The sequence below is a fragment of the Actinoallomurus sp. CA-142502 genome (genome assembly GCF_050936355.1).
GTDB lineage: Bacteria > Actinomycetota > Actinomycetes > Streptosporangiales > Streptosporangiaceae > Actinoallomurus > Actinoallomurus iriomotensis.
This window is the reverse complement of the sequence record NZ_JBNJMY010000001.1, coordinates 22,299-40,041: the sequence shown is the minus strand read 5'-3', so window position 1 is coordinate 40,041 and position 17,743 is coordinate 22,299. Positions and strand designations below refer to the sequence as shown.

The following is a 17,743-nucleotide window of genomic DNA, read 5'->3' as shown; positions in this document are numbered from 1 at the left end:
GTGGGAAGCAACCTCGCCCAGCGGGCCGCCGTGCAGCGCCAGCAGAACGAGACCGCTCCGGCGCAGCAGACCCTGGCCCAGCAGATCCAGTCGATGCACAAGGCGTTCCAGCTCGCCATGCCGCGAGGTGCCGAGGCCGGCCAGCTCATCCGCGACGCTCTCACCTGCGTCCGGACCACAAAGAACCTCGCACAGTGCGACCCGCAGAGCGTGCTGGGCGGGCTGATGACGTGCGCGCAGCTCGGCCTGCGCCCCGGTGTCGGAGCGCTCGGACACGCCTGGCTCCTGCCGTTCTGGGACAAGAAGGCGAACGTCGACGAGCGGGGCCGCCCACGCGGCGGGTACGCCGCGCAGCTCGTCATCGGATACCGCGGCTACGCGAAGCTGTGCTACCAGTCCGGCCAGGTCCTGAACATCACGCCCCGCACGGTGTACACGCAGGACGAGTACGAACTGGTGTACGGCCTGGCCGGCGACACGCTCGTCCACCGGCCCCACCTGGACGGGCCGCGCGGTGAGCCGCGCCTCTACTACGCGGTCGCGCGGCTGAAGGACGGCGGCTACGCGCTCACCGACCCGATGACGCAGGCCGACATGGAGGCGCACCGCGACAAGTACGCCATGGCCAAGAACAAGCAGGGCGAGGTCGTCGGGCCGTGGAAGACCGAGTTCGAGGCCATGGCGCACAAGACGATGGTCCGCCGCATCATCAAGCTCCTTCCGATGTCGACCGAGCTGGCCGTCGCGCTCGCGGTCGACGAGGGCGTACGCCTCGACGTCACCCCCGACATGGACGCCTCCGAGGTCACCCGCACCATCGCCGGTGAGGTTGAAGCCCCGGACGACAACGTTTCGGGTGAGGGTGCGGCGCCGCACGACCCGGACGCCGAGGCCGCCGCGCAGGCCGACGCCGAGGCCGCGGGGAAGAGCGGCGAGGGCTCCTGGCCGTCGGTCGCAGAGCCGGGCGGTGAGGCCTGATGAGCGCCCTGGTTCCCCTGTCCACTGTGACCTTTCACGACGGTCAGAAGCTCCATGCCGACCTGCCCCGCAACACCCTCGACCCGCGCTACCCGCTGTGCACCAACCACCGGTTCGCCTGCCTGTGCCGCGAGGCGGAGACAGCGGAGGACCGGCAGGAATGGCGCGCCGAGCTGGAGCACGCGCGGAAGGTCTTCGCTGAGGTTCTCGCCGGCCACCCGACCTACACCGACGACGGTCGGAATCAGTGCCTCTGCACGGGTTGTCAGGTGGCCCGCGCGACCTACGGGCAGTTCCGCTCCTACTCGGACATCCGGCGGGAACGCAAGGCGGCAGCCCGACGCCAGCAGGAACGCGACGTCGAGATCGACCGACTTCATGGCGAGATCACCAAGCTCCGGGCCCGGCTCCGCGGACGGAGCGGTGAGGCCTCTATCGACATCCTGCGCGACGCCGTACAGACCGAGGGCGGCAACTGGACCGTCCACCGCGCCAGCCACGCTCTTCCCGGCCGGTGGATCGCCCCGGAACGACTCCGCACGCTCCTCAACCAGCTCGCCGACGAGGGCCTGCTGATCAAGCACGGCAAGCTCGGACGGCTCTGGACTCCCGTGGGGGGCGGCGATGCCTGACACCCGCGCGAAAGCTCTCGCGTACCTGCGGGACGGCAAGGTCCTGATCTCCTACGCGCTCGGGGCTGGCGACGACCGTAAGCCTCGAGACGTCTTGGCGTATGTCGAGGGCTACAGGTCCACCCACCTGGTGCGGCTGACTGCTGGTCGCTGGGGCTGCTCGTGCCAGGAGACCGGCTGCGCGCACGTCGCCGCCGTCCAGCTCGTCACCGGCCACCAGTCGGCCGCCGCGCGACAGCCGGCGGCCGTGCCTGCTGAGGCGGTGCGCTGATGGCGACCCAGCACCTGACGATGCCCGAGGCCCGCCGCTTCTTCCTCCGAGAACTGCTCGCCTACCAGGAGCACCGAGCGGAAGGCCTCACCGTCGATCAGGCCGCGGCCGAGATGCGCATTCCCTTCGCGGAGGCGCGGGAGTACGAGGCCGCGGTCACCTGCCTGATGAAGGACCTCAGGAAGGACCTGATCCTCATGCCGCCGTCCGGCTGCCGCTGGTGCGGCATCGAGGACCGCGAGCACGCCCAGCGCTGGACGAAGCTCGCCGGCTGGCACGGCTGGATGGCCCCGCTCCCGGAGCAGCGGAAGGCCCGGCTGCTCGCGTTGCGCGCGGCCCGCATGACCACCGAAGACGAAGCGGCCTCCGACCCGGCCCGGTCGGAAGCCGCCCCAGAGAAGGCGCATCACGAACTCTCGGAAGGAGCCGAGCGCCATGAATGATCATCCCACCACCCGGCCGCCCGAAGCGAGCACCCGCAAGCAACAGCTCGCCGCCGCCCAGGCCCTCGTCAAGCTGCTGAAGGTCGAGGACATGCCTGAGCTGACCTGGGAGATGTCCGCGTACGACGTTCGCCTGGAGGGCCTCGTCCGCTCCAACCAAAGCGACGAGGAGCGGCGCGACGACGTCGCTTTCTGGGCCGACCTCTTGGAGGTCGACGTAGCTGAGGACTCCGGCACCTATGAGGACGGCGTCGCCTGGCACGACGTCTTCGCCGACGGGACGTTCAACGACTTCCGGGTCAAGGTCTGGACCCGATTCCACAGTCGGAAGGCGAGTGCGTGATGCGCGGCAACAGGGACACCAAGACCGCCACGAGCGCCCCGGCCCCGGCCGCACTCGTGGTTCGCAACGAGGAGACCCTGCGCAGCATGTGGGGTGAGCACCTGAAGCTCCGCCGCATGGCCGCCGAGCAGGCCCAGATCGAGAAGAACGCCACCGAGGACGCGGTCGCTGCCGAACGGACCGCCATGGCGCATCGCACGACGGCAGAGAAGGCCCACAACGTCGGTGCGAGCATGTCGGACTCCTCCGACGACCTGGCCGACATGGTCAACGAGAAACGTGCGGCGATGAACCTCCCGCCCCTCGTGCCTGGCGCACCGTACGATCCGCCGGCCGATGTCGCCGAGCAGGCCGGTCAGCCGGTCGCGGGCGCGGCACCGGAGAACGGTGTCCTGCCGCCGGGCGTGGTCCCGGTAGGACCCGAACTCGGCTCCGCGCTGGACACCCGCCACGACGGGCACATGCCGCTGGTGCAGAACGGCCGGCCGGGGGGTGCGTCGGCGTGATGACCGTCTGGAGCGCACACCTGTACGACCCCGAGACCCGCGGCGTCGACCTCGAGCTCGGCGTGGAACCCAGCGTCGAGGACGCCCAGGAGTTCGCCGAGGAGTACCTCCGCCGTGAGATCCCCACCGGGGCGACGTGGACGCCGCACGGCAGCCACCGCCGCGTCCTGACCCTCGACGGCAAGCCGGTGATCGTGCGGCGCGACACCGCACTCGCGCAGGTCGTCGTAGCCGAGCGGGAAATCCCGGGGGTGCTGGTCCCGTGAAGCACTACTCCGAGGCCGAGCGCCTGGCCGATCAGGCCAACCACTGGACCTACGGCGATGGCAATGACCCCACTGTGGGAGCCGCCCTCGCCGCCGAGGCACAGGCACGAGGCTTGCTCGCGCTGGCCGACGCCCTGGCGTTGCTACGGCCGCTCACTGCCGTCGGCGGCGAGACGCCCAGCGGCGCGAGTCGCTACGACGCCGAGTTCGATCGGCTGGCCGATCGGTGGCGCGCGATCGAGGACGAGCACGACCAGATCCACCCGGACCGTGACGACTGTGGCGGTGTAGGCGCCTGCGTGATGATGCGCGCCGCCCACGACCTCGAAACGCGGATGCAGGACGCGTTGGAGTCGTGGCGACGGGGTGCCGACGGAGACGAGGAGGACTCCGTCGGCGAGGCTCGCTGCCGGGTCTGCGGCTGTACGGAGAACAACGCCTGCGTCGGCGGTTGCCACTGGATTCCCGACCCCCTGATGGGCGACCTGTGCAGCCGCTGCGGCTTCGTCAACGTCATCGCCCAGTTGAACGCCGGCGAGATCAAGCTGGACGACGCCATGACCGCGATCCGCCAGCGGCTCATGGGGCAGGAGGACGACGGCGAGACCGACAGCGACGCAATGACGTACCCGGCGCCGGGCAGCGACATCCCCGACCAGCCCGGCTACGTCGTGGGCACCTGCGGCCACCGGGTCGCGGCCAGCGAGTGGCGCGCCGGGTACCGCGTCTGCGAGCGCTGCCCCCACCCGGACACCACCGGCGCCCACGTCACCGCGCCAGACGACGTCGACCCGGCGGAGGCTGCGGACTTGATCCGCCAGGCCGTCGAGTACCTGCGCGGCCCGATCGCGGACCAGGCTGAACGGCGGCACCGCCTCGCCGCGGCCGCAGGGCCGCTCGCCGCCCTGCTGGACGAGGCAGCGCGGCACTGGGACGCCGTCCGCATCGCCGGTGCGACCCCGCCTGGCGCTGAGGCTGTCGCTGTTGCCCGCAAGCTCACCGGTGGTGCGTGGTGAGCGCCGCTTACGCCTGGCTCGCCATCGCCGCCGCGGCCGCCATCATCGTCGTCGCCGTGCTGCTCGCCGCGCACGGCCTGCCCGCCGCCGTCGCCGCCCTCCTCGCCGCGCTCGTGGCCGCCATGTGGAGGTGGGTGCTGTGGCGCACCCGTACCGCCCGCCGCCGCGACTACCACCGGCACGGCCGGCCGGGCGTGACCCACCACATCCGGCCGACGCACCGCCGCCGGGCCCGGTTCGAGGCGACGGTCCCTGCCGCGCCCACCACCGTCCCTGACGCTCGACCGTTCACCGCGAGGACCGCATGACCCCCGAACAGATCCGACGCCTCCGTGACCTCCATGATCTGGCCACCGCCGGGCCCTGGGAGGTCACCGAAGACGACAACGGCGACGGCTACCCCGAGATCGGCATCTGGGCACCGAAGGCGGGAGGGACCGGCGAGTACGTCGCCGAGAACATCACCAGCACGACGGCCAAGAACGATGCCGAGGCCATCGTCGAAGCGCACAACCGCCTGCCCGACCTGCTCGCCCAGGTGAAGCGGCAGCGCGAGCACCTCGACAAGGTCGGCGCGGTCCACAACGGCTGCCCGAACACCCGCGACGACATCCACTGCCCGTGGTGCCGGATCGCCGAGCTGGAGCAGCAGGCGTCCGGGTGGTCCGCAGCCCAAGACATCGTCGAGCGCGCCGTACGTAAGGGCTACGACATCGGCGGTGCCGAGCTGGGCGGCCTCGCCAAGGCATTCGCCCTGAACGGCGGTGCCGGCCAATGAGCACCACCTACCGCCGTACCCAGACCCCGGACGGGGCCCGCGTGCGGGTCCGCACCGACGACCGAGGGTTCCACCTGTCCGCCGGCTCGAAGCAGCACATGCGCTCCACCCGCACCGAGGCGTACGGCCTGCTGATCACCCTCGCGAGCGCCTTGGGCGTCAAGGTCACCGGCCTGCCCGACTGGGCCGCTGAGGCCGAAATCGAGGTGAGTGACCGATGACCCCGGAGGACCGGATCCGGCAGCACTACGCCGCGCACGGCTTCGTCGCGACGACCCGTTTCGACCGTGACCTGATGCTCTCGGTCATCCGTGAGCAGCGTCGCAGGTACGCCCACGAGCGCCCGTACGCCGCGATGAGCAAAGCCGCGGAGAGCCTGCACCGTCTCATACGAGACGACGACCACCTGTTGCAGGTCGACCCGGGCACCGCCTCGGACATTCTGCTCGCCATCTCGTCGCTTCTCGGCACCTACGCGGTCGGCGGGATGCACCCCACGGCTCTGGTGAACGTCATCGCCTACCTCGCCGATGATCTGGCCAAGGAGGCCGCCGACCGGCAGCGGTCCGCTGGTGGTGAGGACCGGTGACCGAGAAGCTGATCGCCTACCGAAGCACCCACCCCGACGTTCTCGCCACACTCGCGAAGTACCACGCCGACGTGAAGCAGTGGCAGGCCGACGCCGCCGAGCTGCTGAAGGAGCTCGGCTTCACCGACCGCGGTTTCCTCGTCGGCCGAGGCCTCGGCCAGCGCTGGATCGCCGGCGTCGAGTACCGCGACGGCGACCCGGTTCCGACCGGGTGGCGGCTCCGCAAGCGCCGCGGCCGGGTCGAGGGCCTTACCCCGCATCGCGGTACCCAGGCCGGCCGGGCCATCGCGGCGCAGATCCAGGCCTGCCCGGTGCCGGACATGCCGCAGGCCCACCTGCCGGGGATGCCCGCCGACCGGCCGTCCGACGAAGGTCTCCGCTCGCCCGGCCTCCGCGAGATGGCCGGTGCCGTCTACGTCACCTGGACGATCGACGCGATCCCGGAAATCCCGGCCGACGGACCGGAGCGCGAGGAACACCTCGGCGACGACGAGCACTGGCGCACCATCCGGCTCGTGCATCACGTCGACCTGGCGATCTGGGAGCGCGTGCCGCTCTCGCAGTACTACGCCACCGTCGAGGCACAGGACGAGGCCAAGGCCGGTGAGGGCCAGTGATCACCGCCATCGCCGTCGTCCTCATCCTCGCCGTGGTCGCCGCCCTCGCCGGCGTTGTCTACGTCGAACGTCGGACGGCCACTCCGATCGACTGGGCCGCGCCTGCCACGGACCTCGCCGATGTCGACCAGGCCGAGGCCAGGCACTGGGACGCGGCCGAACGTCGCGCGCCCATCGTCTGGTCCGACACCGCCCGCGGCTGGGTCTGCGCCGCTCGTGCCGAAGGCCTGCCCGGCGGGATCTGCGCCTGGCGCGCGGTGCACGGTCCCTGCCCCGACCACGGCCGGCTGATCGTCCCGGACCCGACCGCAGCGTGGCCGTGCGACCGGGAGGAAACCGACCCGGACGCGGCGTACGAGCACGACGTCACCGGGCACGACTACTGGGCAGGTGCCTGATGCCGAAGATCGTGTACGTCGAGAAGCGGTTCACCACCAAGAGCGAAGCGATCATTCGCCGCGCTGAGGAGATCTGCCGCGAGTACGCCGACCAGGGCTACGACCTCACTTTGAGGCAGCTGTACTACCAGTTCGTCGCGCGCGGCTGGATCCCCAACGCGCAGAAGGAGTACAAGCGCCTCGGGGAGATCATCAGCAACGCCCGCCTCGCCGGCCTGCTCGACTGGCGTCACCTCGTCGACCGGACCCGGAGCCTACGCGGCCTGTCGCACTGGGACTCGCCCGACCAGATCATCGACTCGACCGCGTACAGCTACCGCACCGAACGCTGGGCCAGCCAGCCGCATCGGGTCGAGGTCTGGATCGAAAAGGACGCCCTCGTCGGCGTGATCAGCGGTGTCTGCGCTCGCAACGACGTCGACTACTTCTCCTGCCGCGGCTACACCTCCCAGTCCGAACTGTGGGGCGCCGCCCAGCGGATGATCCGGTACCAGGACGCCGGCCAGCAGCCGATCGTGATTCACCTGGGCGACCACGATCCCTCCGGGATCGACATGACCCGCGACATCGCCGAGCGCCTGGAGCTCTTCGAGGCGGACGTCAAGGTCATCCGGATCGCGCTGAACATGGACCAGGTCCAGCAGTACCGTCCCCCGCCGAACCCGGCGAAGCTCACCGACTCACGCGCCGACGGCTACATCCGACGGCACGGCCACTCCTCCTGGGAACTCGACGCCCTCGACCCCTCCACGCTCGGCCAACTCATCGAGGACGAGATCGGCCGGTGGCGCGATCAAGGCCTCTGGGATCGCGACACCGCGGCGATGGAGGCCGACCGCGAGCTGCTCACTCAGGTGTCCCGCCGCTGGGCCGAGGTGCGGGACTTCATCCAGGACGGCGGCCAGGGGCGGCTCCTGTGAGGTACCTGCTCGCCTGCCTCCGTAACCGGATCGACCTGCTCATCGCGGACTACCGCCGCTGGCGTGCTGGCACCCACCTCCTCGAGGAGATGGGCCGCCACCCTGAGCGCATCGCGGACCTGCCGGACCCGGCCCAGCAGATGGAGTACGACGCGATCGCGGACGACCTCCTCGCCGACGAGGAGCTCGTCGAGGCCATCGTGCGGACGGGGTGGATCCGATGACGCCCAACGACGTCACCGACGAGCAGTTGCTGACCGCCCTGCGCGCCGCCTGCGACTGGCCGGTCACCAGCCTGGACGACTGCCCGGACGAATACGTCCAGACCATGCGCCTCGGCTTGGCCGCGGTCCTGCCTGAGCCAGCTGACCGGCCGGATGACCTCGTCAAGCTCACCCGTCTCGCGATCTCGGACCCGGGAGCCTTCCTGCCCCGCGGCCGCGATGTCCGTGACGGCGAGGTGCTGTACGAACCCGTCACCCACTGGGGCGCCCGCGCGGTGATCACCGCTGTCTTGCCGGCGCACGAGACCCACGTACGCGAGCAGGTCTCCAACGAGCTCGCGGCCGAGGGCGAGCGCGTGATGGCCAAGGGCGTCGAGGAGGTACAGGGCGAGGGGACCGCCGGCTTCTCGACCGCCTTGCGGGCCGCCACGATCACCTGGACCTCGAAGTTCGTGCGGGGTGCCACGTGACCATCACACAGACTCGGGAGGCCGCGCGCACACCCGCTGACGCCCAGAGCGCGGCCTCCCGCCAGCCACCCGTCGAGGAGTTCCTCCTCACGCTGGCCGCACGGCTCTTCATCGCCGCGGCCATCGGCCTCGCCTGCGCACTCGCCTACCAGCGCGGCTGGGAACCCGGCATCAGCATCGCCGCGATGGGCCTGCTCTGGCACTTCATGGGAGGCGCGCGGTGAACCGTGCCCTACGGCTTGGCGGCGTCGTTGTCGTCCTCGCCCTGCCGGTCGTCCTCGTCCTCGCGCTCGCACTCGTCGCCCTCGCGGGCGCGGCCGAGGTCGCCGAGCACATCGACGAACCAGACCTGGGGGACGCATGAGCGACACGTTGTTCGACGTCGACCCGACGCAGGTCGGTACGCCCGAGCCGACCGAGAAGCTGTCCGCCGACCGGCGCCGCACGCTCCGCCAGGCCGACGCCCTCACCCGCAGGCGGCACCCGCTCGAGCTGGCGCTTGGCTTCCCGCTCGGCCTCCACCCGGCGGCGGCGGCCGACGACCGTACGGCGCCCGGCCTCCGCTGCGGCACCTGCGGCTTCCGCCAGGTGCTGACGCACAACGACGGCCGGTTCCCCAAGTGCCTGTTCGCCGTCACGGACAAGACCGCCCCACGTGTGACGCGCGGCGCGGGCACCGATGTACGCGCCTGGTGGCCCGCCTGCAGGGACTACCAGGCCGCCGAGGAGGCACCGACCTCATGACGACCATCCCTACGCCCGGCGCCACCACCGCCCACGCGCCGGGCACCCGCCCGCCCGCGGCACTCCCGGCCGCGGGCGGGCGCCCCCGCCGACGCCGCGCAGGGACCGCCACCACCAAGACGACGTGCGGGACGCTCGGCTGCAACCGCGTCCTCACCCCGCAAGACCGCCGCGGGCGGTGCAACGCCTGCTACAACCGGCGCCGCCGCATGGGCCTGTGCGGGTGGGTGACCGACACCGATGAGATCCGAGCACGCATCCAGCGGCTCCGCGACATGGGGTGGACGTGGCGGCAGATCGCGGAAGCCGCAGGCGTGAGCCCCAACGTGCCGATCTTCCTCGCGACCGGGCGAACCCAACGGCTGTGGCCCGAATCCGCTGAGGCACTGCTGTCCGTACCGCTCACACCGCCGCCGGACAACCGCCGTGGCATCGACTCCACCGGCTCCCGCCGCCGCGTCCAGGCCCTCGCCTGGATGGGCTGGCCCGCCGAGGAGGTCGCCCGCCGCGCCGGCACGACCAAGAGCACGCTGGCCACCGAGATCCTGCCGTCGCGGCAGATCTCGGTCGCGCTCGCCCGGCGGATCAACGCGGTGTACCGCGAGCTGTCTGCGCGGCCGGGGCCGTCGAAGAGCGCCGCGGTCAAGGCGCGGTCGCTCGGGCACGCGCCGCCGGCGGCGTGGGATGACGACCGGATCGACGATCCGCGTCACCGCCCTCGCGGCGTACGGCGCCCTGGCGATGACGCCCCGGACCCGGGTGCGTGATGTCGGGGTGGAGAGACGAAGCCGCGTGTCGCGGCATGGATCCCGAGCTGTTCTTCCCGGTCGGCGGCGTGGCCGCCTCGACGCGCAGGCTCTGCTCCCGTTGCCCTGTCCGGGAGGACTGCCTCATCGAGGCGGTGGCCGACGGCCTCGACGGGTTCTGGGGCGGCACCACCCCGAAGGAGCGGCGCGGCATGCGCCCGGCCGCCCGCCGCAGGCCGCCTCGCTTCCGGGCCCGCCGCGACCCCGCCGACCGCATCACCACGGAGACGACCATGGATGAAACCGACGAAACCAATGAAGCCACCGACGTCACCGCGGCGTTGCTCAACGGCCAAACGGTCAAGGCGGTCGCGCAGGAGCACGGCTGGCCGCGCCAGCGTGTCACCGCCCTGATCAACGGCAAGGCGGGCTGGACCCTCGACCCGCACAGCGACACGGTCATCGTCGGCATCCGCCACGACGACACCGCCGGCGAGACCGCGGTCGACCTGTCCGAGCACGACCAGGCCGACGACAGCGACGTCGACGACCTAGACCTGTCGGGCCTGGAGGAGCTCCTCCGGCGCGGCGAGAATTCCTCGTTGCCCACGACCCGGACCACGGCGGAGAAGGTCCGTGCCGCCGTCGACGACCTCCAGCGGCGGGTCAAGACCGAGGCGGTCGAGCAGCAGGTCCTCGATGAGATCGCCGCGCTGGAGAAACAGCTCGCTGCCCGGCGGGCGAAGCTGCAGGAGCTCCGCCCGGGCAAGACCACCGGACGGCGCCCCGCCGGCGACGGGCCGAACCCGAAGGACGTCCGTGCGTGGGCGGCCAGCCGTGGCATCAAGTGCCCGCCGCGGGGCCGCATCCCGCAGGAGGTCCGGGAGGCGTACGACCGCGACCACGCCGGCTCGGTGAACGCATGAGCCGCGAAAGCCCCGCCAGCGCGGTGGACCTGGAGCGTGAGCGTGTCCGGGACCCCGTCGCCCTCGTGCGTGAGCGTGACGCCCCGCCGGTCGCTGAGCGCCTCGCGGAACGGCTGAGACCTATCACCCCTGAGAGGGCCGCGCGGAACGCCGCGCAGCTCGCCACGGCGCTGCAACAGGCCACCCCCGTGTCCCCGGAAAGCAGGAGCTGAATGAGCGGTCGTCTCGTCGGCGAGGTCCACGCGTGGCTGCGCACACCGGCAGCCGAGGGCCTGAACGTCTCGCAGCGGATGGTGCTGTCCGCCATCGCCGAGCGAGCCAACGACCGTAACCGCGAAATGTGGAGCCACACGCTCGATGGATGCACGCAGTTTGAGTACCTGATGGAGGTGACGGGATTGAAGAAAAGCGCGTTGTCTGCCGCGCTGAATGGGCTCGCGGAAAGGGAATTGGAAACGCGGATCGTGGTCGGCTACACGAAGGCCAGTGCGCCGGTATTCGCGCATCGCGGGCGGGCGATGAAGTTCATTCTTCCGGTGCTTCCCGCGTCCGTCGCGCTGCCCCGCCCGTCCGACGACGACCCCTCCGGCCCTGTGGATAACCCTGGGGACGGTGCTGTGGAGAACGCTCCGGCCGAGGACGAAAGCCTCCGGGGAACCGGAACCTTCGACGACGGAAGCCTCCGGGGAACCGGACCCATTGGCCCGAAAGCCTCCGGCCAACCGGACCCTATGAGGGAGAAAGCCTCCGGGGAACCGGACCCCAATCCCTCTAAAGAGAATCCCTCTAAAGAACATCCCTCCCCTCCGATGGATCCCACCGACCCACCTGAAGAGGAAGACGCCACCCCGGCCGCCGCCCCGCCGACGACCCGGACGAGCGACCCCAACAGCTGGGACCCCACCTACCCCGAAGCGTCCGAATACCTGTCCGCCCTGCCGAATGACGGCCAGGAATACATGGACGCCGCCGGAAAAGAACTCGGCACGAACACCCCCGTCACCCTCCGCGTCGTCCACGCCGCACGCGCCGCATACCGAGCCCAGAAAGGAAACGCCGCATGAACGCCATCGGCTACTCCCACTGCCGGAAATGCGAAACCGCGCTCCGCAGCCGATTCCCCCGAAAACTCGGATACTGCGGCCCCTGCCGCGACGCCCTCACCGACACCGAGCTCCGCGCCGCCATGGCCGGCGCCGACCCCACGCCACCGGCCGCCACGGCGTCCGCCGCCGAACGGCCGGCGCCCGCCCCCGCACCGCAGCCGACCACCCCGGCCCTCCCCAGCGAGCCCGACGACGTCCCGCTCTGCCAGCCGCACGGCGGCGTCCTCGGCCGCTGCGCCCTCTGCCGCCGCGACGACGACCCCAAGCGCATCACGGACCGAGTCATCACCGAGATCCAGCGACTCCCCATGGACCAGCGCATCGCCGCCCAGCGCGCCACCGCCATACGCCGCTACCGCCCCGCCGCCCAGCTCACGATCGGAGCCTGACCATGCCCGGCACCGCACTCGAACTCCGCCACACCCCCGTCACCATCTGCGTCGCCGGCCCCACCCCCGAAGACCCCGACTTCGCCGACGCCTGCAACCGCTGCTGGACCGACTGGCCAAGCCTCATCGCCGAACTCGCCAGCTACCCCGACGCGCGTCCCCAGCCCATCGACTGGTCCGCCCACACCGGCCCGTACGCCGAGGAGCCCCCGTTCTGATGGCCACCACACAGACCGCGGACAAGCCCGAGTTCCGATGCGACCCGAGCGCCCTGCTCGACTGCGCCGAACGCCTCCGCCCCGACATCAACCGCCGAGACCTCGAAGGCGCCCTCATCAACGCCCGCGACACCGGCTGCCCCTGGCCCTGGACCTTCGTCATCACCGCACAAATCCTCGCCAGCGGCGAAACCGCCTACGACCTCCACAACGCCGTCCGCAACTGGCGGCTGACGCACACCGGAAGGCCCTCATGACGGACGGCCCCATGCGCCCGGACGGCCCCATGCGCCGTGACCCGGGCCGCTGGTGTGAGGAACACCAGCGGTACGAGTGCACCAAGCACGGGAAGGGCGGCGGGTCCTGCCACGGCTCCCGTATTGCGGGCACGCCGACCTGCCGCATGCATGCCGGCGTTTCCGGCAAGGTCGCCAAGACCCAAGGGGAGGCCATCACCGCCTGGTCCGCGCTGAGCGGGAAGCCGGTCGTGTCGAACACCGAGGCCGTGCTCGGCATGCTCCAGATGTCGTGGCTGCGGGTGCACCTGTACGCGGCGCTGTTGGAGCGGCAGGTCAACGAGGCTCAGGCGGAGGCCGCACGGGAGCCGGCCGTCCGCGCGGCCGTCGCCGAGGCGTACGACGAGGTGTTCGAGGAGCGGTCGCAGGGCGCCCCGCCGGTCGGGCCCGGCGTGGGTCTGATCGGGCAGCAGTTCTCGGGCGTGAAGGACATCGGGATCTTCGCGACGGGTGAGGCGATCCGCGGGCTCGCGCAGCTGGAGGCTCAGGAACGCGACCGGTGCGTCCGGTACGCCAAGACGGCGCACGACATGGGCATCGCCGAGCAGCAGGTTCAGCTCGCCGAGCAGCAGGCCATGCTGCTGGCCGGGGTCGTCAGCCGGGTCGCGGATGGACTCCTGGCGGCCGTGCTCGGCCTGCTGAACGGCGGCGCGGAGGACGTCGGCCGGGCGGCTGACGGCGTACGGCAGGCGTGGCCGGCGTGGATCCAGGAGATCGTGCCGCGGGAGTTGCGCGCGGTGGCCGGCCGGAGTGATGCCGCGTGAGCGACTTGATGACGCCCACCGAGGCCGCGTGGGTCCGCGAGAACGTCTGGACGCCCGCCTACCGCGACGTCCACGACGCCTACACCCCGGGCTACTTCCATCTTTGCGCCTGCCAGCGCGGTATCTGCGGCGCGTGCGACGGCACCAGCGACAAGGGCCGGCCTCGGCATGATCGGTGCCTGTCCCGGCAGCACGGTCGGCCCCTGGTGCACCCGCTCGCGTACCTCACCGATGGCCGCTGCATGGTCTCCGGCCCGGCGCTGTGGCCCGCTGACGGGCCGTCGTGCCGGTACATCTGCCCGTGCCCGTGTGCCAAGACCGGGCCTGCTCCGGAGCCGCCGTCCCGGCTTGTGCCTGCCAGGGATGTGGCGGAGCGGTCCGCCCCTGCACCGCGGCGCGTGCCTGTTCCTGCGCGTGGCGATGACGTGCTGTTCGACGTGACGGTGAGCACCTGATGCCGATCGCCGTGCACCGAACGTTCCGCCGCCCGGGCGACCTCCGCCGCACGCGGGTCCGGTACCTGCACGTCCTCGCCGAGGACGGGCCGCACGCTCGCGAGCAGGCGCTGTGTCGCCAGCCGATGACCGACACCCGCGCCTCGTACGCGACGGTCCTGGACCCGATGCCGGCCGTCCCGCCGAACGGCCTGGCCTGGTGCCCGCCGTGCACCGGCCTCCTCGCCTACGAGCTCGGTGCTCTGCGGGACATCGCCGCCACGTTCGCGCCGACCCCGTCGGCCACGACCCCCGGAAGGGAAATGCCGATGAAGGCGCTCACCGTGAAACAGCCGTGGGCGTGGGCGATCATGAACGGCAAGCCGATCGAGAACCGCGGCTGGACCACCCGCCACCGCGGCGAACTCGCGATCCACGCCGGGAAGGCCTGGGCCCTCGACGGCGAGGACAGCCCACTCGTTCGGGCCGCGTGGCTGGCCGCCGGCCACGCGCTGACCGACCTGAACCGGCGCAACCCGCTGTTCCACCTCGGCCAGGTCGTCGCCGTCGCCGACCTGACCGGCATCTGCACCACCCGTGACGCCCGCACGGACTGCGGCTGCGGGCGATGGGCGTTCCCGGGCGCGTGCCACTGGCAGCTCGCGGACCTCCAGGCGCTGCCCGAACCGGTGCCGCACCGAGGCGCCCAGAGCCTATGGCCGCTGCACCCCGAGATCGCGGGTGCCGTGCGCGCGCAGCTGGCCACCCAGGCCGGGCCCGATCAGCGCAACGCCGGAAGGCCCGCCCGGGGCGACCGGCCATCCCTGAACCCCGAACCGGAGATCCCGTGACACTCGCCCAGCTCTGGCCGTCGCTCATCGTGCTCACCGTCGGCCTCGTCCTCGTCGGCGCCGCGGTCCTCATGCACTACCTGGTCGACGAGGACAGCGACCTCGGCTGCCTCCCGATCGTCCTCGCGGGCATCGGCGTGATCCTGATCTACAAGGGCGGCGATGCCCTCACCACGGTGGCCGGCCGATGACCGGCCGCCGTGCGAAGTGGACCCGCGCCCCGCTGCCCATGCCGATGCCCGGCATGACCTGCTGGCAGCGCGAGGCCAGCGACGGGCACCTGTCCGTCGTCGTCGGCCGCGACCCCGCCGTCGACCTGCTGTGGCACCTGTCCATCAGCCACCGCCTCAACCTCCCGGGCAACCCGCCCGGCCGGTACCCGACCTGGGACGAGGTCACCGATGCCCGCTACCGGTTCGTGCCCGACCAGGTGACCATGGCGATGTTCCTCCCGCCCCGCGCCGAGTACGTCAACGTGCACCCCACCGTCTTCCACCTGTGGCAGGTGGGCGAATGACCGGCAGCATCTGGTGGCACCCAGGATCGAGCGACGGCAGCCCCGTCCCCGACCATCCGCCCGTCTACCTCGGCCCGGCCGCCGGCGAGACGCTCCGTTTCCCAACCGACGAGACGGCCGACCGCCTGGTCCTCCCCGCCACGCCTGAGCACCTCACGGTCACCTTCACCGCGGACACCACCTCGTACGAGGACGGCCTCCAGCGCCTGCTCCTGGCCCTCGCCGTGCGGTTCACCGCGATTTGCCCCGGCTGCCGGCGCGAGACCCACTGGCTCGACTACGACCTCGAAGCCGAGTCCTGCCGGGCCTGCCTGGAGATCATCCCGCGCCTGCAACGCATCGTCGCCGGCGCGCATGTCGACTGGGCACCCGTACGCCTCGAGCTGCACTGGAGGCCGACCCGATGACCGACCGGACCGAGCCCCGGCCGTTCGCCGAGCTGACCGACTCCGGTTTGCTCTGGCTGATCAACCGCGTCGTCTTCCACCCCCGCGGGCTCGCCCTCGCCATCCACGTCGACGGCAACGGGACCGCGACCGCCTGGAGCCTCCAAGGCGACGGCACCGAACCGTGGTCCTTCCCTCCCGAGCGGGAACGGGAGCATTTCCAGCACGCCGAGCAGACGCTTCGCGACGCCGCCGACCGAGGCGGTGAGTAGGTGATGACTGACATCTGCCGCCCCCAGCACGCTGTCGACCTGCCCGACGCCGGCCGCGGCACCTGCTGCATGGGCGCCGCGGTGTACGGGCCGGACCGCTGCACCTGCTGGGAGCCGGTATATGACCTGGACCAGCAGCCGCTTCGGCCCGGCCTGCCGCTCCCGCCCGACCCACTCGCGATGTGCGGGGACTGCGCATACCGGCCGAAGTCCCCGGAGCGCCAGGGCGAGGCCGGATACGCCGGTGACGAGGACCTCCTCGAAGACCTCGTCACCTCCGGCACCCCGTTCTACTGCCACGCCGGCGTCCGCCGCGCGGTGACCCTGCGGCACCCGGCTGGTGTCGAGATCGCCGCGCACCCCGGCGCGTACGACCCGCCGGTCCTCGACAGCGTCCCGTACAAGGCCGACGGCACCCCCGCCACCCTGTGCGGCGGCTGGCTCCTCCTGCGAGCGAAGGCAGCGACCTCATGAGCCGCGACCACGCGCCCAGCATGTGCCTGCTGCACGGCGCCTTCCACACCATGGCGCCCGACTGCTGGCGCCTCGCCGCCGACTGGTACTTCCGCCACGCCGACCTCGACGACGACACCGGCCGCGCCATCTACCAGGCCGCCGTCGAGGCCCACATGCTCGACCAGCTCCGGCACGACCGGACCCTGCCCGAAAGCGAGAACCCCACCACCGTGGACCCGACCACCTGCCCGACACCGGGCTGCACCTTCCCCAAGAAGGCCAGCCAGTACCTGTGCCCCGGCTGCTGGTACACCCTCCAGCCGGCCGCCCGCCGCGCCCTGTCCCGCCGTGACGACCTCGCCGTCCGGCGCCTGGCCGAGCTGCGCGAGCAGCTCCGCCAGGACACCGCGCTTCGCCAGGTCGTGATCACACCGTGAGGTTTCACGGACGCCTGGCGCGGTGGCTCGGCATCCCGGCGTGGGAGGAGACCCCGGCGCGCGTCGAGCTACCGACTGCCGGCCGCGCCACGTCGCCCAACGAGTGCGACCGGCCCACCTCGCCCGTCATGAGTCGGCCTGCGGCTCCTCCGCGCCCCGAGGTGGAACCCGAGGCGGCCCCGAAACCGCCGGAACAGCTTCCGCACGCCGCCGTTTCTCCCGCACCGGCAGACGGCCCGCGGCCCGGCAAACTCGCCGCGCTCACCCCCGTCCTCGGCCGCCGCAAGGCCGGTCAAGCTCTCTGGGCTGCCCACCTGCTCACCGAGGACGAGCGGCGGCAGGCCGAAGAGATCCTGCGGAGGTTCCGCTGATGGCCATCTGCCAGCCCTGCGCGAACGCCGCCGACACCGACCAACGCATCGCCGCCGAACACGGCACGCCGACGCTCGGCCACGACCGGGCGATCTGCCGCGACCACGGCCGCACACCCAACGGCTGCGGCTGCGCCCACCGGCCCGCCGGAACCGCGACGCCACAACCCGCCCCGATCGCCAACACGGAAGGACACACCCGATGAACGGCTACATCAGCGCGCTCCACGACCTCACCGAAGTTCGCCTGGACGATCTGCCCGGCCTCGACCTGACCCCGATCCTGGCCCGCGTCCTGCCCACCCCCATCCCCACTCCCACGCCCGCCGAGCCCACTACCGCCGTCGTCGTGGGCGGATTCAACTCCTACATCTGACCA

Annotated in this window: 39 protein-coding genes; all 39 read left to right on the top strand. The window is 71.6% G+C overall.

Annotation, left to right across the window (positions count from 1 at the left end; translation table 11 throughout):
• The 39 genes from recT (at position 1) to ACQEV1_RS00205 (ending at position 17,740) form a co-directional block, all read left to right on the top strand.
• Entirely contained in the window at positions 1-978 is a 978-nt protein-coding gene (gene recT / locus ACQEV1_RS00395) for a recombination protein RecT (RefSeq protein WP_433389878.1), read from the top strand.
• On the top strand, positions 978-1,610 hold the full coding sequence (locus ACQEV1_RS00390) for a hypothetical protein (protein WP_433389875.1): 633 nt from the start codon (positions 978-980) through the stop codon (positions 1,608-1,610). Before recT ends, ACQEV1_RS00390 begins: the two co-directional genes overlap by 1 nt.
• Positions 1,603-1,881 carry a hypothetical protein gene (locus tag ACQEV1_RS00385; protein WP_433389873.1) on the top strand — a complete coding sequence of 93 codons (279 nt, stop codon included), beginning with the start codon at positions 1,603-1,605 and terminating at the stop codon, positions 1,879-1,881. Before ACQEV1_RS00390 ends, ACQEV1_RS00385 begins: the two co-directional genes overlap by 8 nt.
• Entirely contained in the window at positions 1,881-2,324 is a 444-nt protein-coding gene (locus tag ACQEV1_RS00380) for a hypothetical protein (protein ID WP_433389870.1), read from the top strand. Before ACQEV1_RS00385 ends, ACQEV1_RS00380 begins: the two co-directional genes overlap by 1 nt.
• Positions 2,317-2,667 carry a hypothetical protein gene (locus tag ACQEV1_RS00375; RefSeq protein WP_433389868.1) on the top strand — a complete coding sequence of 117 codons (351 nt, stop codon included), beginning with the start codon at positions 2,317-2,319 and terminating at the stop codon, positions 2,665-2,667. Before ACQEV1_RS00380 ends, ACQEV1_RS00375 begins: the two co-directional genes overlap by 8 nt.
• Positions 2,667-3,173: a hypothetical protein gene (locus ACQEV1_RS00370; protein ID WP_433389865.1), complete on the top strand. Its 507-nt coding sequence runs from the start codon at positions 2,667-2,669 to the stop codon at positions 3,171-3,173. Before ACQEV1_RS00375 ends, ACQEV1_RS00370 begins: the two co-directional genes overlap by 1 nt.
• Positions 3,173-3,439, top strand: a complete 267-nt coding sequence (locus tag ACQEV1_RS00365) for a hypothetical protein (protein ID WP_433389862.1) — start codon at positions 3,173-3,175, stop codon at positions 3,437-3,439. Before ACQEV1_RS00370 ends, ACQEV1_RS00365 begins: the two co-directional genes overlap by 1 nt.
• Positions 3,436-4,455, top strand: a complete 1,020-nt coding sequence (locus ACQEV1_RS00360) for a hypothetical protein (protein WP_433389860.1) — start codon at positions 3,436-3,438, stop codon at positions 4,453-4,455. The genes ACQEV1_RS00365 and ACQEV1_RS00360 overlap by 4 nt, the downstream gene beginning before the upstream one ends.
• A complete protein-coding gene (locus ACQEV1_RS00355) occupies positions 4,452-4,763 on the top strand; it encodes a hypothetical protein (protein WP_433389857.1) in 312 nt (103 codons plus the stop codon). Before ACQEV1_RS00360 ends, ACQEV1_RS00355 begins: the two co-directional genes overlap by 4 nt.
• Complete coding sequence (locus tag ACQEV1_RS00350) at positions 4,760-5,233, top strand: hypothetical protein (protein WP_433389854.1); 474 nt, start codon at positions 4,760-4,762, stop codon at positions 5,231-5,233. Before ACQEV1_RS00355 ends, ACQEV1_RS00350 begins: the two co-directional genes overlap by 4 nt.
• On the top strand, positions 5,230-5,454 hold the full coding sequence (locus ACQEV1_RS00345; protein WP_433389851.1) for a hypothetical protein: 225 nt from the start codon (positions 5,230-5,232) through the stop codon (positions 5,452-5,454). The genes ACQEV1_RS00350 and ACQEV1_RS00345 overlap by 4 nt, the downstream gene beginning before the upstream one ends.
• Positions 5,451-5,822, top strand: a complete 372-nt coding sequence (locus ACQEV1_RS00340) for a hypothetical protein (RefSeq protein ID WP_433389849.1) — start codon at positions 5,451-5,453, stop codon at positions 5,820-5,822. Before ACQEV1_RS00345 ends, ACQEV1_RS00340 begins: the two co-directional genes overlap by 4 nt.
• Positions 5,819-6,439, top strand: coding sequence for a hypothetical protein (locus ACQEV1_RS00335; RefSeq protein WP_433389847.1), 621 nt, complete (start codon positions 5,819-5,821; stop codon positions 6,437-6,439). Before ACQEV1_RS00340 ends, ACQEV1_RS00335 begins: the two co-directional genes overlap by 4 nt.
• On the top strand, positions 6,436-6,837 hold the full coding sequence (locus ACQEV1_RS00330) for a hypothetical protein (protein WP_433389845.1): 402 nt from the start codon (positions 6,436-6,438) through the stop codon (positions 6,835-6,837). Before ACQEV1_RS00335 ends, ACQEV1_RS00330 begins: the two co-directional genes overlap by 4 nt.
• Positions 6,837-7,757, top strand: coding sequence for a hypothetical protein (locus ACQEV1_RS00325; protein ID WP_433389843.1), 921 nt, complete (start codon positions 6,837-6,839; stop codon positions 7,755-7,757). The genes ACQEV1_RS00330 and ACQEV1_RS00325 overlap by 1 nt, the downstream gene beginning before the upstream one ends.
• Positions 7,754-7,981, top strand: a complete 228-nt coding sequence (locus ACQEV1_RS00320) for a hypothetical protein (RefSeq protein WP_433389840.1) — start codon at positions 7,754-7,756, stop codon at positions 7,979-7,981. Before ACQEV1_RS00325 ends, ACQEV1_RS00320 begins: the two co-directional genes overlap by 4 nt.
• On the top strand, positions 7,978-8,451 hold the full coding sequence (locus ACQEV1_RS00315) for a hypothetical protein (RefSeq protein ID WP_433389837.1): 474 nt from the start codon (positions 7,978-7,980) through the stop codon (positions 8,449-8,451). The genes ACQEV1_RS00320 and ACQEV1_RS00315 overlap by 4 nt, the downstream gene beginning before the upstream one ends.
• The gene (locus ACQEV1_RS00310) at positions 8,448-8,675 is read left to right on the top strand and encodes a hypothetical protein (protein WP_433389835.1); all 228 of its coding nucleotides are present in this window, start codon (positions 8,448-8,450) and stop codon (positions 8,673-8,675) included. Before ACQEV1_RS00315 ends, ACQEV1_RS00310 begins: the two co-directional genes overlap by 4 nt.
• Positions 8,672-8,815, top strand: a complete 144-nt coding sequence (locus tag ACQEV1_RS00305; RefSeq protein ID WP_433389832.1) for a hypothetical protein — start codon at positions 8,672-8,674, stop codon at positions 8,813-8,815. The genes ACQEV1_RS00310 and ACQEV1_RS00305 overlap by 4 nt, the downstream gene beginning before the upstream one ends.
• The gene (locus ACQEV1_RS00300; RefSeq protein ID WP_433389829.1) at positions 8,812-9,195 is read left to right on the top strand and encodes a hypothetical protein; all 384 of its coding nucleotides are present in this window, start codon (positions 8,812-8,814) and stop codon (positions 9,193-9,195) included. The genes ACQEV1_RS00305 and ACQEV1_RS00300 overlap by 4 nt, the downstream gene beginning before the upstream one ends.
• Entirely contained in the window at positions 9,192-9,962 is a 771-nt protein-coding gene (locus tag ACQEV1_RS00295) for a hypothetical protein (protein WP_433389827.1), read from the top strand. Before ACQEV1_RS00300 ends, ACQEV1_RS00295 begins: the two co-directional genes overlap by 4 nt.
• Positions 9,962-10,867 (top strand): WhiB family transcriptional regulator, encoded by a 906-nt coding sequence (locus ACQEV1_RS00290; RefSeq protein WP_433389824.1) that lies wholly within the window; start codon positions 9,962-9,964, stop codon positions 10,865-10,867. The genes ACQEV1_RS00295 and ACQEV1_RS00290 overlap by 1 nt, the downstream gene beginning before the upstream one ends.
• Entirely contained in the window at positions 10,864-11,079 is a 216-nt protein-coding gene (locus tag ACQEV1_RS00285) for a hypothetical protein (RefSeq protein WP_433389821.1), read from the top strand. Before ACQEV1_RS00290 ends, ACQEV1_RS00285 begins: the two co-directional genes overlap by 4 nt.
• Positions 11,080-11,931, top strand: a complete 852-nt coding sequence (locus ACQEV1_RS00280; RefSeq protein ID WP_433389819.1) for a hypothetical protein — start codon at positions 11,080-11,082, stop codon at positions 11,929-11,931.
• Positions 11,928-12,362 (top strand): hypothetical protein, encoded by a 435-nt coding sequence (locus ACQEV1_RS00275; RefSeq protein ID WP_433389812.1) that lies wholly within the window; start codon positions 11,928-11,930, stop codon positions 12,360-12,362. The genes ACQEV1_RS00280 and ACQEV1_RS00275 overlap by 4 nt, the downstream gene beginning before the upstream one ends.
• Before the next feature lie 2 nt (positions 12,363-12,364).
• Positions 12,365-12,580 (top strand): hypothetical protein, encoded by a 216-nt coding sequence (locus tag ACQEV1_RS00270; RefSeq protein WP_433389809.1) that lies wholly within the window; start codon positions 12,365-12,367, stop codon positions 12,578-12,580.
• On the top strand, positions 12,580-12,837 hold the full coding sequence (locus ACQEV1_RS00265) for a hypothetical protein (protein ID WP_433389806.1): 258 nt from the start codon (positions 12,580-12,582) through the stop codon (positions 12,835-12,837). The genes ACQEV1_RS00270 and ACQEV1_RS00265 overlap by 1 nt, the downstream gene beginning before the upstream one ends.
• A complete protein-coding gene (locus tag ACQEV1_RS00260) occupies positions 12,834-13,640 on the top strand; it encodes a hypothetical protein (protein WP_433389803.1) in 807 nt (268 codons plus the stop codon). Before ACQEV1_RS00265 ends, ACQEV1_RS00260 begins: the two co-directional genes overlap by 4 nt.
• Positions 13,637-14,095, top strand: coding sequence for a DUF6248 family natural product biosynthesis protein (locus tag ACQEV1_RS00255; RefSeq protein WP_433389800.1), 459 nt, complete (start codon positions 13,637-13,639; stop codon positions 14,093-14,095). Before ACQEV1_RS00260 ends, ACQEV1_RS00255 begins: the two co-directional genes overlap by 4 nt.
• Positions 14,095-14,925 (top strand): hypothetical protein, encoded by an 831-nt coding sequence (locus tag ACQEV1_RS00250; protein ID WP_433389798.1) that lies wholly within the window; start codon positions 14,095-14,097, stop codon positions 14,923-14,925. Before ACQEV1_RS00255 ends, ACQEV1_RS00250 begins: the two co-directional genes overlap by 1 nt.
• Positions 14,922-15,116, top strand: a complete 195-nt coding sequence (locus ACQEV1_RS00245) for a hypothetical protein (protein ID WP_433389795.1) — start codon at positions 14,922-14,924, stop codon at positions 15,114-15,116. The genes ACQEV1_RS00250 and ACQEV1_RS00245 overlap by 4 nt, the downstream gene beginning before the upstream one ends.
• Complete coding sequence (locus ACQEV1_RS00240; protein ID WP_433389792.1) at positions 15,113-15,442, top strand: DUF7694 domain-containing protein; 330 nt, start codon at positions 15,113-15,115, stop codon at positions 15,440-15,442. The genes ACQEV1_RS00245 and ACQEV1_RS00240 overlap by 4 nt, the downstream gene beginning before the upstream one ends.
• Positions 15,439-15,849, top strand: a complete 411-nt coding sequence (locus tag ACQEV1_RS00235; protein ID WP_433389790.1) for a hypothetical protein — start codon at positions 15,439-15,441, stop codon at positions 15,847-15,849. The genes ACQEV1_RS00240 and ACQEV1_RS00235 overlap by 4 nt, the downstream gene beginning before the upstream one ends.
• Positions 15,846-16,100: a hypothetical protein gene (locus ACQEV1_RS00230; RefSeq protein WP_433389787.1), complete on the top strand. Its 255-nt coding sequence runs from the start codon at positions 15,846-15,848 to the stop codon at positions 16,098-16,100. The genes ACQEV1_RS00235 and ACQEV1_RS00230 overlap by 4 nt, the downstream gene beginning before the upstream one ends.
• A 3-nt stretch (positions 16,101-16,103) precedes the next feature.
• Complete coding sequence (locus ACQEV1_RS00225; RefSeq protein WP_433389785.1) at positions 16,104-16,574, top strand: hypothetical protein; 471 nt, start codon at positions 16,104-16,106, stop codon at positions 16,572-16,574.
• Complete coding sequence (locus tag ACQEV1_RS00220) at positions 16,571-16,993, top strand: hypothetical protein (protein WP_433389782.1); 423 nt, start codon at positions 16,571-16,573, stop codon at positions 16,991-16,993. Before ACQEV1_RS00225 ends, ACQEV1_RS00220 begins: the two co-directional genes overlap by 4 nt.
• A gap of 128 nt (positions 16,994-17,121) precedes the next feature.
• Positions 17,122-17,364: a hypothetical protein gene (locus ACQEV1_RS00215; RefSeq protein ID WP_433389779.1), complete on the top strand. Its 243-nt coding sequence runs from the start codon at positions 17,122-17,124 to the stop codon at positions 17,362-17,364.
• Positions 17,364-17,570 (top strand): hypothetical protein, encoded by a 207-nt coding sequence (locus ACQEV1_RS00210; RefSeq protein ID WP_433389777.1) that lies wholly within the window; start codon positions 17,364-17,366, stop codon positions 17,568-17,570. The genes ACQEV1_RS00215 and ACQEV1_RS00210 overlap by 1 nt, the downstream gene beginning before the upstream one ends.
• Positions 17,567-17,740, top strand: coding sequence for a hypothetical protein (locus ACQEV1_RS00205; protein ID WP_433389774.1), 174 nt, complete (start codon positions 17,567-17,569; stop codon positions 17,738-17,740). Before ACQEV1_RS00210 ends, ACQEV1_RS00205 begins: the two co-directional genes overlap by 4 nt.
• Positions 17,741-17,743: the final 3 nt, after the last annotated feature.

Coding starts and splice junctions, on each gene's coding strand:
- ACQEV1_RS00390 (WP_433389875.1), top strand. CDS start 978: ATGAGCGCCCTGGTTCCCCTGTCCACTGTGACCTTTCACGACGGTCAG.
- ACQEV1_RS00385 (WP_433389873.1), top strand. CDS start 1,603: ATGCCTGACACCCGCGCGAAAGCTCTCGCGTACCTGCGGGACGGCAAG.
- ACQEV1_RS00380 (WP_433389870.1), top strand. CDS start 1,881: ATGGCGACCCAGCACCTGACGATGCCCGAGGCCCGCCGCTTCTTCCTC.
- ACQEV1_RS00375 (WP_433389868.1), top strand. CDS start 2,317: ATGAATGATCATCCCACCACCCGGCCGCCCGAAGCGAGCACCCGCAAG.
- ACQEV1_RS00370 (WP_433389865.1), top strand. CDS start 2,667: ATGCGCGGCAACAGGGACACCAAGACCGCCACGAGCGCCCCGGCCCCG.
- ACQEV1_RS00365 (WP_433389862.1), top strand. CDS start 3,173: ATGACCGTCTGGAGCGCACACCTGTACGACCCCGAGACCCGCGGCGTC.
- ACQEV1_RS00350 (WP_433389854.1), top strand. CDS start 4,760: ATGACCCCCGAACAGATCCGACGCCTCCGTGACCTCCATGATCTGGCC.
- ACQEV1_RS00345 (WP_433389851.1), top strand. CDS start 5,230: ATGAGCACCACCTACCGCCGTACCCAGACCCCGGACGGGGCCCGCGTG.
- ACQEV1_RS00340 (WP_433389849.1), top strand. CDS start 5,451: ATGACCCCGGAGGACCGGATCCGGCAGCACTACGCCGCGCACGGCTTC.
- ACQEV1_RS00325 (WP_433389843.1), top strand. CDS start 6,837: ATGCCGAAGATCGTGTACGTCGAGAAGCGGTTCACCACCAAGAGCGAA.
- ACQEV1_RS00315 (WP_433389837.1), top strand. CDS start 7,978: ATGACGCCCAACGACGTCACCGACGAGCAGTTGCTGACCGCCCTGCGC.
- ACQEV1_RS00300 (WP_433389829.1), top strand. CDS start 8,812: ATGAGCGACACGTTGTTCGACGTCGACCCGACGCAGGTCGGTACGCCC.
- ACQEV1_RS00295 (WP_433389827.1), top strand. CDS start 9,192: ATGACGACCATCCCTACGCCCGGCGCCACCACCGCCCACGCGCCGGGC.
- ACQEV1_RS00290 (WP_433389824.1), top strand. CDS start 9,962: ATGTCGGGGTGGAGAGACGAAGCCGCGTGTCGCGGCATGGATCCCGAG.
- ACQEV1_RS00285 (WP_433389821.1), top strand. CDS start 10,864: ATGAGCCGCGAAAGCCCCGCCAGCGCGGTGGACCTGGAGCGTGAGCGT.
- ACQEV1_RS00280 (WP_433389819.1), top strand. CDS start 11,080: ATGAGCGGTCGTCTCGTCGGCGAGGTCCACGCGTGGCTGCGCACACCG.
- ACQEV1_RS00275 (WP_433389812.1), top strand. CDS start 11,928: ATGAACGCCATCGGCTACTCCCACTGCCGGAAATGCGAAACCGCGCTC.
- ACQEV1_RS00270 (WP_433389809.1), top strand. CDS start 12,365: ATGCCCGGCACCGCACTCGAACTCCGCCACACCCCCGTCACCATCTGC.
- ACQEV1_RS00265 (WP_433389806.1), top strand. CDS start 12,580: ATGGCCACCACACAGACCGCGGACAAGCCCGAGTTCCGATGCGACCCG.
- ACQEV1_RS00260 (WP_433389803.1), top strand. CDS start 12,834: ATGACGGACGGCCCCATGCGCCCGGACGGCCCCATGCGCCGTGACCCG.
- ACQEV1_RS00250 (WP_433389798.1), top strand. CDS start 14,095: ATGCCGATCGCCGTGCACCGAACGTTCCGCCGCCCGGGCGACCTCCGC.
- ACQEV1_RS00240 (WP_433389792.1), top strand. CDS start 15,113: ATGACCGGCCGCCGTGCGAAGTGGACCCGCGCCCCGCTGCCCATGCCG.
- ACQEV1_RS00235 (WP_433389790.1), top strand. CDS start 15,439: ATGACCGGCAGCATCTGGTGGCACCCAGGATCGAGCGACGGCAGCCCC.
- ACQEV1_RS00230 (WP_433389787.1), top strand. CDS start 15,846: ATGACCGACCGGACCGAGCCCCGGCCGTTCGCCGAGCTGACCGACTCC.
- ACQEV1_RS00225 (WP_433389785.1), top strand. CDS start 16,104: ATGACTGACATCTGCCGCCCCCAGCACGCTGTCGACCTGCCCGACGCC.
- ACQEV1_RS00220 (WP_433389782.1), top strand. CDS start 16,571: ATGAGCCGCGACCACGCGCCCAGCATGTGCCTGCTGCACGGCGCCTTC.
- ACQEV1_RS00215 (WP_433389779.1), top strand. CDS start 17,122: ATGAGTCGGCCTGCGGCTCCTCCGCGCCCCGAGGTGGAACCCGAGGCG.
- ACQEV1_RS00210 (WP_433389777.1), top strand. CDS start 17,364: ATGGCCATCTGCCAGCCCTGCGCGAACGCCGCCGACACCGACCAACGC.
- ACQEV1_RS00205 (WP_433389774.1), top strand. CDS start 17,567: ATGAACGGCTACATCAGCGCGCTCCACGACCTCACCGAAGTTCGCCTG.